Origin of the sequence: Aurantimonas marianensis, from assembly GCF_024195285.1 — a bacterium.
GTDB lineage: Bacteria > Pseudomonadota > Alphaproteobacteria > Rhizobiales > Rhizobiaceae > Aurantimonas > Aurantimonas marianensis.
In genome coordinates this window covers 1-8,634 of record NZ_JALHBS010000065.1, presented here as the reverse complement: position 1 = coordinate 8,634, position 8,634 = coordinate 1, and the positions used below count along the sequence as shown (strand labels likewise).

The 8,634-nt window shown below is 63.4% G+C and carries 9 protein-coding genes and 1 pseudogene; 8 read left to right on the top strand and 2 right to left on the bottom strand.

What is annotated here, in order from left to right:
* The first annotated feature begins 525 nt into the window (after positions 1–525).
* The 3 genes and pseudogenes from MJ956_RS11295 (at position 526) to MJ956_RS11285 (ending at position 2,663) form a co-directional block, all read left to right on the top strand.
* Positions 526–1,185, top strand: coding sequence for an RNA polymerase sigma factor (locus MJ956_RS11295; protein ID WP_253964567.1), 660 nt, complete (start codon positions 526–528; stop codon positions 1,183–1,185).
* Positions 1,186–1,447: 262 nt separating this feature from the next.
* Positions 1,448–1,702: pseudogene (locus MJ956_RS11290) on the top strand (hypothetical protein); the annotation flags it as partial.
* A gap of 64 nt (positions 1,703–1,766) precedes the next feature.
* Positions 1,767–2,663: a DMT family transporter gene (locus MJ956_RS11285; RefSeq protein ID WP_253964565.1), complete on the top strand. Its 897-nt coding sequence runs from the start codon at positions 1,767–1,769 to the stop codon at positions 2,661–2,663.
* A 118-nt stretch (positions 2,664–2,781) separates the two neighbouring features.
* On the opposite strand, the gene MJ956_RS11280 is transcribed toward MJ956_RS11285, so the two are convergent.
* A complete protein-coding gene (locus tag MJ956_RS11280) occupies positions 2,782–3,009 on the bottom strand; it encodes a DUF2934 domain-containing protein (RefSeq protein ID WP_253964564.1) in 228 nt (75 codons plus the stop codon).
* 53 nt (positions 3,010–3,062) lie between these two features.
* Entirely contained in the window at positions 3,063–4,670 is a 1,608-nt protein-coding gene (gene glgA / locus MJ956_RS11275; protein ID WP_253964563.1) for a glycogen synthase GlgA, read from the bottom strand.
* Positions 4,671–4,952: 282 nt separating this feature from the next.
* Between glgA and MJ956_RS11270 the strand changes: the two genes are divergently transcribed.
* The 5 genes from MJ956_RS11270 to MJ956_RS11255 form a co-directional block, all read left to right on the top strand.
* The gene (locus tag MJ956_RS11270) at positions 4,953–5,468 is read left to right on the top strand and encodes a DUF4175 domain-containing protein (RefSeq protein WP_253964562.1); all 516 of its coding nucleotides are present in this window, start codon (positions 4,953–4,955) and stop codon (positions 5,466–5,468) included.
* A gap of 392 nt (positions 5,469–5,860) precedes the next feature.
* On the top strand, positions 5,861–6,106 hold the full coding sequence (locus tag MJ956_RS11265; RefSeq protein WP_253964561.1) for a VTT domain-containing protein: 246 nt from the start codon (positions 5,861–5,863) through the stop codon (positions 6,104–6,106).
* 289 nt (positions 6,107–6,395) lie between these two features.
* Complete coding sequence (locus MJ956_RS18805; protein ID WP_256477839.1) at positions 6,396–6,518, top strand: hypothetical protein; 123 nt, start codon at positions 6,396–6,398, stop codon at positions 6,516–6,518.
* 265 nt (positions 6,519–6,783) lie between these two features.
* Positions 6,784–7,443, top strand: a complete 660-nt coding sequence (locus MJ956_RS11260) for an RNA polymerase sigma factor (protein ID WP_253964560.1) — start codon at positions 6,784–6,786, stop codon at positions 7,441–7,443.
* 383 nt (positions 7,444–7,826) lie between these two features.
* The coding region (locus MJ956_RS11255; RefSeq protein ID WP_341482720.1) for a cation transporter at positions 7,827–8,634 on the top strand (808 nt) is incomplete at its 3' end.

The following is an 8,634-nucleotide window of genomic DNA, read 5'->3' as shown; positions in this document are numbered from 1 at the left end:
CCTCGATCAATAACGAAGCCATCTTTTGTGGCATAAGCTTGCCGAAGATGGATGGTCTGTGCGAAGTTCGATGTACCACTACAATCGAGAGCGATTCAGAAGGAGCGCGCCCCGAGCTTGGGTGATGTTCCTCCTGTCCCTGCTGATCGTAGCCGGTCTGAGTTTCCACATGGCCCACGCCGATCCTTCGGCCGCCGGGACGGAGACGGCCGTAGCGAGCGGTGTGTTACTCGTCTCCGATCCGCCCAGTGACGAAACGCTCGGCACATCGCCTACGGTATCCCACTGCCACTCGCCGGCGTCCTGCGCTTTTCTCCCGGTGGGCTCTTCTACCGTCTTCCACGCACCGCAATCCGGCGGTTGGATTCCCCAACCGCCGCGTTACCACCGATCCACGATCAGCGATCGTCAATTCCGCCCGCCCCGTCTCCCTGTGCACGTCTGACCGACGCGCCGGCGGGCTTCGATACTCCCTGCGCGTCGCAATATCGCTCGACGAACCTCTCTGCGCATGGAGTCATCACAATGCCAGCCTTTTCACGCCCGGATTCTGTCCTATCCGAAGGCATCGCTCCCGACGCTGCCACCATCCAGCGTCTAACGGAGTGCCGATCCGAGTTCTTGCGCTTCTTCCGGCGGCGCCTGAGCCGTCAGGAGGATGCCGAAGATGCCTTCCAGGACTTCTGCCTCAAGGTGGTGCGAGCCACGGAGAAGCCTAAGACCACCGGCAAGACCGACGCTTGGCTCAGTCGGGTCTTGCGCAACACGCTGACAGATTATTATCGGCGCCGGGCGGCGCGGCAGCGGGCCGAGGCCGCATACGAAGCGGAGGCTCCAGAACCGGTGGTTCAACCGGGAACGGTCCAGCTTGAAAATCCATGCAGCTGCGTCCGGAACATCGTTCCAACACTCCGGCCAGACTATGCCGAGATCATTCGCCGGGCCGATCTCGAGGAGGAGTCGCGCGAGCGGATCGCAGTCGACCTCGGTCTCACCACCAACAATATCGGTGTCCGGCTGCATCGGGCGCGCCGGGCCCTGAAGGAGAAGATCGAGGAGCGCTGTGGGGCGTGCTGTGTTGGCGGATTCGGCAGCTGCGATTGCGCACCGGAGTCCCACGGGCGCCATCGGGGAGGACGAGATGCACCAGCGTGTAGTGCCGCCATCACCAAAGCGTCTCTTTGATTGATATCTGGCGCGGGCGCTTCCATCAGGCGGGACGTTCGGCGCTGCGTTGCTCGGCCCATCAGTAATTCGCATGGCCAAGAAGAACTTCAAGAGCGCGCCGCAGAATGCACCGTCGGCCGCCGACAACCAGCCGCGGAGGGCGACTACCGAGCCGTTCTCCACAGTCTGTAGTTCGAACGTTCGAACTGGCAAAGCTCGGAAGCACTTCATCCGCTGCGTGACAAGGTCCTCGTCCTGATCGAAGGTTCATGACGCCGCGGGAAAAGATGGTGTGATCAACCGCATCGTCCGTCACCTGCGTCCGCGGGAGACGCGTGTGTCGCCTTGGTCCTGCGGAAAAAGGAGCGTCGCCGCGCCGCATTCAATACAAGTTGGACGCCCCGTCAGCGAGCAGCGGTGGTCAATGCAAATCGCACGAAGGCTAGAGATCAGACGGGCGTCGACGAGCGCTGCGAAGTATTCGGGACCGTCGTGCTTGTCGCCTATCCGCGAAGTTCTGGTCACGGAATCATGATCGCCGCGGATTGTATCGCCGGACAGTTTCTTGGCGGACGGCCAGAAAAGGAGATCCTTCAGAGATGACTGCCGTAACGATCGCGCAGATCATTCTGGTCATGCTGCTTTGGGCTGCCTGCTTCCCCCTGATCACCGCCGGTCTGGACCTCGCTCCGCACCTGACCTTCGCTGCGATGCGCGCGCTCCTGGCAGGCCTTACGCTGACTATGCTCGCCCTCGCGCTGCATCGGCCGCTGCCCAAGGGTTTGCCGCACTGGGCGATGTTGGCCATCGTAGGCTTGGGAGCGACGAGCCTGGGCTTCCTGGGGATGTTTCATGCTGCGGAGTTCGTCTCGCCCGGCATCGCCACGGTGATCGCCAACACCCAGCCATTGCTGGCGGCGATGCTGGCAGGCATTGTCCTCGGCGAACGGCTCACAGTACGGGGGACCATGGGGCTGGTCCTGGGCTTCATCGGCATTCTCAGCATCGCCGCGCCCCAATTTGTAGCCCCGGGGCAGCAGAGCTACATTTTCGGCGTTGCCTATATCATCCTTGCCGCGTTGGGCGTCACCGTTAGCAACGTCGTGATCAAGCGCATCGCGGGCAGGGTCGATCCCCTCATGGCCATGGGACTGCAGATGCTGATCGGCAGTATCCCCCTCGTTCTTATCGCCTGGGCCACGGAGGAGCCGGCAACGGTCAGATGGTCGTTTACGTTCGTCGGCATCCTCCTCGCGCTCAGCCTGCTCGGCACGGCGCTCGTCTACTGGCTGTGGTTCTCGGTGCTCGAGAAGACGCCGCTCAACAGGGCCAATGCTTTCAGCTTTCTGATACCGATCTTCGGCCTGACGATCGGCGCCCTGTTCTTTGACGAAACCTTGGAGTGGCCGCAACTCGCTGGTATTGTCTTCGTCATCCTCGCGGTCGGTCTGGTCTCGCGCCACGGAACGAGATCAGCCGAAAAAGTCGCTGGATAGGCCGCGGCGGCCGAAAATTCCCAAAGGTCCAGTCGCTTCGGACCCGCCTCATACTCGTCCGCGTCGATGTCGACGAAGAAGAAGCAAGCTTTCCAGAGCAACCGGACCTACACCGGGCTCAGCTGGATCGCTTCTTGGCCCCGCCGCCTCCTCCAGACGCGGATTCAGCCGCGTCTATCGACTCGGTCTGCATAGACGCCGGCTGGTCCCCTACGGGCGATTGCTCGGCTTCGATCTCCGCCTGCGCGCAGAGCCAGTGATCGCGGTGTTTGCCTTCGGGCCGGTTCTCCCGTTCCCAGATGGCATAGGCGCGCTCCCGGACTTTCGCATTCAGATCGTCACTCATGATGTGTCTCCTTTTATGAGTGGGTACTAACCTCTTATGAGTGGGTACTAACCTCAGCCCTTCGCTGTGCGTGCTCGCATCGGCGGGGGAGATGGCAGGAAGCTCCGGTCGGACCACAGCCCACGCCCGGACCCGGGCTCGGCGAAGTCTTGCTCTGCGCGAGATTCGGCGAGCGTCCGATAGAGATTAAGATATTCTTCGGCCGGTCCTCGCCAGCCAAAATCCTGCCGCATCGCGTGACGCTGCATCCGGCGCCACGCCACCGGCTGCCCGAACGTGTCGAGGGCGCGTCTCAGGCAGCCGAGCAGGTCTTCAAGGGTGTCACCCGAAAACGCGAACCCCGTCGCTTCGCCATCGACATTCGACGTGGAACCGTCGACAACGCTATCGGCCAGCCCGCCGACCTTCCGCACGAGGGGCAGGGTGCCGTAGCGCAGAGCATAGATTGGCACCAGGCCGAAGGGCTCGAAACGCGACGGATGGAGCAGAACATCAGCGCCCGCCAGAAGACGGCGCGCGGATCGCTCTTCGTAGCCTACCTGCACGGAAACGCGCCCCGGATACTGCTCTGCCAATGCCTTGAATCGCTCTTCCAGGGCGCGATCGCCTTGTCCATGCAGGGCAAACTGGGCACCCGCCGCGATGAGCCACGGCACGGCCTCTGCGACAGTGTCGGCCATCTTCTGCTCGGTCAGGCGGCTGAGAAAGGCGAAGAGGGGCGTTTCCGGCTCCACGTCCAGACCGAGTTCGCATTGCAAGACGGCCTTGCAATCTCGCTTGCGACCGATTTCGGCCAGACTGTACCGACGCGGCAGGCTTGAGTCCTCCGCTGGATCCCAGAGACCGTAGTCGGCGCCGTTGGGTATTCCCAGGAGATGCCGCGAGCGCTGGCGGAGCAGTCCGTCCAGACCGCAGCCGAACTCCGGCGTTTGTATTTCACGTGCGTACGTCCGACTGACCGTGGTCAGGCGATCGGCATAGCGAAGCCCCGCCTTCAAGAAGGAGATCCGACCATAGAACTCGACTCCTTCAGGCGAGAAGGTGTCGCCGGGGAGGCCCAGAAGCGGCAATGCATCGGCAGCGAAGAGGCCCTGGAAGGCCAGGTTGTGGATCGTGAAGACGACGGGCGGACGCGATCTTGCGGAGTCAGCCAAGAGCAGCGGCACCAGTCCGGTATGCCAGTCATTCGTGTGGATCAATTCCGGCCGCCAACCGAGTCCCGCTGCGTTGTACGCGACGCGCACAGCCGCATGGCACAGCGCGGCGAATCGGAGATCGTTGTCCGGCCAGTCGCGGCCATCCAAATCCTGATAGGGGCCGGCATTCCTACGATAGAGCCTGGGACAGTCGAGCAGCCAAAGCGGCATGCCGGAATCCGGAGATCGCGCAGGCAGAAGACGGGCGCGATCCTCGCCCGGCAGGTCGCCGAGCGGTATCGCCGGCCCGACATGATCGGCCCGGTCCAACGCGTCAGGGTAGCCGGGCATCATCACGCGAATGTCGATTCCGCGCTCGGCCAGGGCGACCGGGAGGGCGGCCGAAACATCGGCCAGCCCGCCCGTCTTTATCAGGGGAGGACATTCGGAGGTGACGAACAAGATACGCATGAGAAACCCCATCGGCCCTTCTGGAGACACTTCGGCGGCGAGCCGCAGGGGCATCCGAAGCCCATCGTTTGAACCATTGGTGCTGCCTATCGGTCGAGCGACCGAAGCGGACAGCGTGTCACCGACTAGAGACGTTCGAACTGGGCGCGCCTTACACCTCCTACTCCGACATTGTTGCGGCCACAGAGGCCCGGTCTCGAAGCTCACCGTTGGTACTCAGCGCCACCGGTGTAACGAGGCGGCGGGACAGGCGTCTGAAGGATTCGATGCAGAGCCGGGCGCGTGGAGGCATCCCCCCGGCGCAGCGTCTTCCGACCAGACCAAAGGAGAGCGATCATGACCCTACACTCCACTTCGACCCATTCGAATGGCTTGCGTTTGCCAGGCCTGAAAACCCTTACCGTGGCCGTTGGTGTCACCGCCCTTGCCGCAACCGGCGCATGGGCAGCCCAGCACGAGACGAAGCCGCAGCAGGGCCAGACACAGCAGATGCCCGGGCCTGCCTTCGAGCGCATGCAGGAATTGATGCAGCAGGCCCGCGAGACGAAGGACCCCGCCGAGCGCCGCCAGCTCATGCGTGAGCACATGCAGATGATGGGCAAGCAGATGCAGGCGATGCGCGGCATGATGGGCGACATGCCTACGCAGGGCCAGATGGGCGGTGGCCGGATGTCAAGCGGTCAGTCTATGGGCATGCCGGGAGACCAGTCCGGACAGATGCAGGAGATGATGGGTGCGGCGGCGCCTGAGATGATGACCCGTATGCGCGAGCATCTGGGAATGATGCAGCAGACGTTGGAGCAGATGCTCGAACAGCAGAGAATGATGATGGAAATGAACGAGCAAGAATAACGCTTGGAAAGCGGCGATCGCATCGGACAGGTGGCGGCCGCTACGCCGGCCGCATCACCCGGCCCAGGTAATTCGGAGTCGAAGACGTCGGGGTCGAACCCGTTCGACGGAAACGGCTACCTGACCGAAATCACCAAGGTCCCGTATGAGCGAGACGCAGGACGCTAGATCCAGTCTGTCCTGGCCACGCATCACCGCCGGGCTGGCGGTGTTCGCCGTCTTTCTCATTTCGTCTTTCGTATTATGGCGAACCGGCATGCTGGACCGCCTGCTCGATGGCGAGGCGCTCGAGCAGGCGGTGATGCGGCTCGGCCCTGTGGGTCCGCTTCTGATCATTGGCCTGATGACCGTGGCCATCGTCATGAGCCCGATCCCGAGCGCCCCGATCGCGCTTGCTTTCCGGCGCTGCCTATGGGCATTTCTGGGGAGCGCTCTATGTCGTCGTTGGTTCCGAAGCGGGCGCGCTGATCGCCTTCGGCATTTCCCGCCTCATCGGGTATGACGCACTCAGGGCATGGCTCGGCGCACGACTGCCCACAAGCACGCTGCACCGTTTCGTAGCGTCGCAAAACGCCTTGATGGCCGTCGTATTCGCGACGCGGCTGATGCCGTTTCTGTCCTTCGACATCATCAGCTAGGCCGCCGGTTTGACGCCGCTCAGAACCTGGCGCTTCGCCATCGCGACCTTCCTAGGCATCATTCCAGCGAGCTTTCTGCTCGCGCATTTCGGCGACTGGCGGCGTGCCGGCATCACCGTCTTGGTGCTCGGGTTGATCACGCTGCTGCCCGTCGGATGGAAGGTTATCTCGGCGCGCTGCCGATCGGCGTTGAAGCGCTTGTTGAGCGCCGGACAGGTGACAGACGTTACAGCGCGGGAGACCGCCAGCCGTACTCGGCCACAGGAAAGCTCGCAAAAGGAGAGACATGATGATGGAAGGATACGAGGGAATGTGGGGCATGGGCGCCATGGGGCTGGTCTGGATACTGATCCTGCTGTTCGTAGTCCTCGGCATTGCCGCTTTCGCAAAGTACCTGATGTCGAAGAGGTAGCTGCGGCCTTTCACTCCTCGTGGGCGATGCCGCTCCCTCCATCCGCTCGCAGTTCCGTTCATGCCCTGCGAGCCTGTCCGGAGCGGCGGCATCTTCCTCTTCTTGCTCCCAGCCGTTCCGCATGCTCCGTGCGGGCGTGCCTTACACCTCCTACTCCGACATTGTTGCGGCCACAGAAACCCAGCATCGAAGCTCGCCGCTTCGAAGCGACGCCGCCGGTGTAAGGCGCTGGTAGGCTGGGCGTCTGAAGGATAGGAGGTGGACGATGACTGGCGACGATCCGGACGACCGCTTAAGCGCCGACGATGACCGCGACGCGGCAGATAAGGCAGCTGATGCTGCCGTGCGTCGGGCGCTTGTGGAGAGCCGTCGGCAGATCCTGAACTTTCTGCAACGGCGACTGGGCAGCTCCGAAGCCGCAGAGGACGTCTTGCAGGAATTCATGCTGCGGGCAATCGAGCGATCGACCCAGTTGCGTGACGTGCGGTCGGTCCGTGGCTGGCTGAGCCGGATCCTCGCCACGACCATCGTCGACCATCAGCGTCGCTCCACCAGGCGGCGGCAGCGGGAGGCGGTGATGCATCCGAATGACATTGAAGCTTTGGAGATCGAGGCTGACGAGGAACTCGACGAGGCGGTGTGCAACTGTCTCTACAAGCTCCTGCCCACGCTCAAGCCGGACTACGCCGAGGTGATCTGGCGCGTGGACCTGTTGGGAGAGCCGCGGGACCGGGTCGCGGCGAGCCTCGGCGTCACCTTGAACAACGTCACGGTGAGGCTCCATCGCGGCCGCCAGGCGCTGAAGAAGCGGCTGGAGGAGATGTGCCTGACCTGCCCGATCCACGGCTTCCTCGACTGCCGCTGCGAAGAGGCCGAACGTGCACGACGGCGCCGCGAGAGGCTGACGGACAACAATGAACTGTAATGCCGGGTACGTCGTCGCGTCTTTAGGATTGAAGGGCGGTCCGGCCGCGATCGAGGCGCGGACGCATGTGAAAGGATGATGGCGATGCACAAAGATACAAAGGTTTCGAACGTCGATTCGGCGACTCGGGCCGAGGGTTCCTGCTGCGGTCATGGAGAGCCCTCGCCAGCCCACTCGGCGAAGCCCTCGGCTGCAATGCCCTCGGCCGCACCCGAACAGTCTTCGGCGGACCAGCGGGCGAAGACGCGAGAGGCGGCGCAAGGCAAGTCGAAGGGCTGCTGCTGCGGCAGCTGAGATCCATGAATCAGGCAGAAGACAGGTGCCGCTCGTCGCGGCGCCTGTCGATCTACGATGCATCATGAGCCGCGGGTCCTGGGAGGTTGGTGTTGAGCACGGTAACACTTGAGGTGGGCGGCCTCTTCGAAGAGCTCGATCATCTCGGCCTCGAAAAGCAGTTGAGCGCCGAGAAGGGTGTTCGTCGGGCCGCGGCGAACCCTGCCTCCGGCAGCGTCACCGTCGATTACGACGAGACAATCACGAGCGTCGAGAGGCTGAGGCGCAAGGTGAGCTCTTGCGGCTTTCGCTGCCGCGGGAGCGTGACGCCGCGGCATGTGTGCGAGCCGGCGGCGCCAGCGGAGCTGAGGCCCGCGCCGACGAGCCACCGGGGCCACGGCGGAGGAACGCCGGCGCAGGACGAGATGGCGCACGAGATGGGCCATGGGTCCGGCATGGACATGGCCGACATGGTGCGCGACATGCGCAACCGCTTCTGGATCGCGCTGGCCTTCACGATCCCGATCTTCATCTATTCGCCGATGGGCGGGATGTTCACCCCGCCGGCGCCACCCTTCGGATTGGACCTCGATCTGTGGCTGTTCTTTCTCGGCAGCATTGCGATCGTCTATCCGAGCTGGCCGTTCTTCACCGCCGCCTGGCGGGCGCTCAGAAACGGGGTTCTCAACATGGCGGTGCTGGTCGTGCTGTCGGTCGGCACCGGCTACGTCTTCAGCGTCGGCTCCACATTCTTCTTCCCGGGCGTGCAGTTCTATGAGGCGGTGGCGGTGCTGCTCGTCTTCATCCTGCTCGGCCACTGGCTGGAGATGCGGGCGCGCGCCGGCGCCTCGGCGGCGATCCGGGCGCTGCTCGATCTCGCTCCGCCGATGGCGACAGTTCTGCGGGACGGACGCGAGG

Excerpts from the sequence above, each read along its gene's own strand:
- MJ956_RS11295 (WP_253964567.1), top strand. The coding sequence starts at position 526 with ATGCCAGCCTTTTCACGCCCGGATTCTGTCCTATCCGAAGGCATCGCT.
- MJ956_RS11285 (WP_253964565.1), top strand. The coding sequence starts at position 1,767 with ATGACTGCCGTAACGATCGCGCAGATCATTCTGGTCATGCTGCTTTGG.
- MJ956_RS11280 (WP_253964564.1), bottom strand. The coding sequence starts at position 3,009 with ATGAGTGACGATCTGAATGCGAAAGTCCGGGAGCGCGCCTATGCCATC.
- glgA (WP_253964563.1), bottom strand. The coding sequence starts at position 4,670 with ATGCCCCTGCGGCTCGCCGCCGAAGTGTCTCCAGAAGGGCCGATGGGG.
- MJ956_RS11270 (WP_253964562.1), top strand. The coding sequence starts at position 4,953 with ATGACCCTACACTCCACTTCGACCCATTCGAATGGCTTGCGTTTGCCA.
- MJ956_RS18805 (WP_256477839.1), top strand. The coding sequence starts at position 6,396 with ATGATGGAAGGATACGAGGGAATGTGGGGCATGGGCGCCATGGGGCTG.
- MJ956_RS11260 (WP_253964560.1), top strand. The coding sequence starts at position 6,784 with ATGACTGGCGACGATCCGGACGACCGCTTAAGCGCCGACGATGACCGC.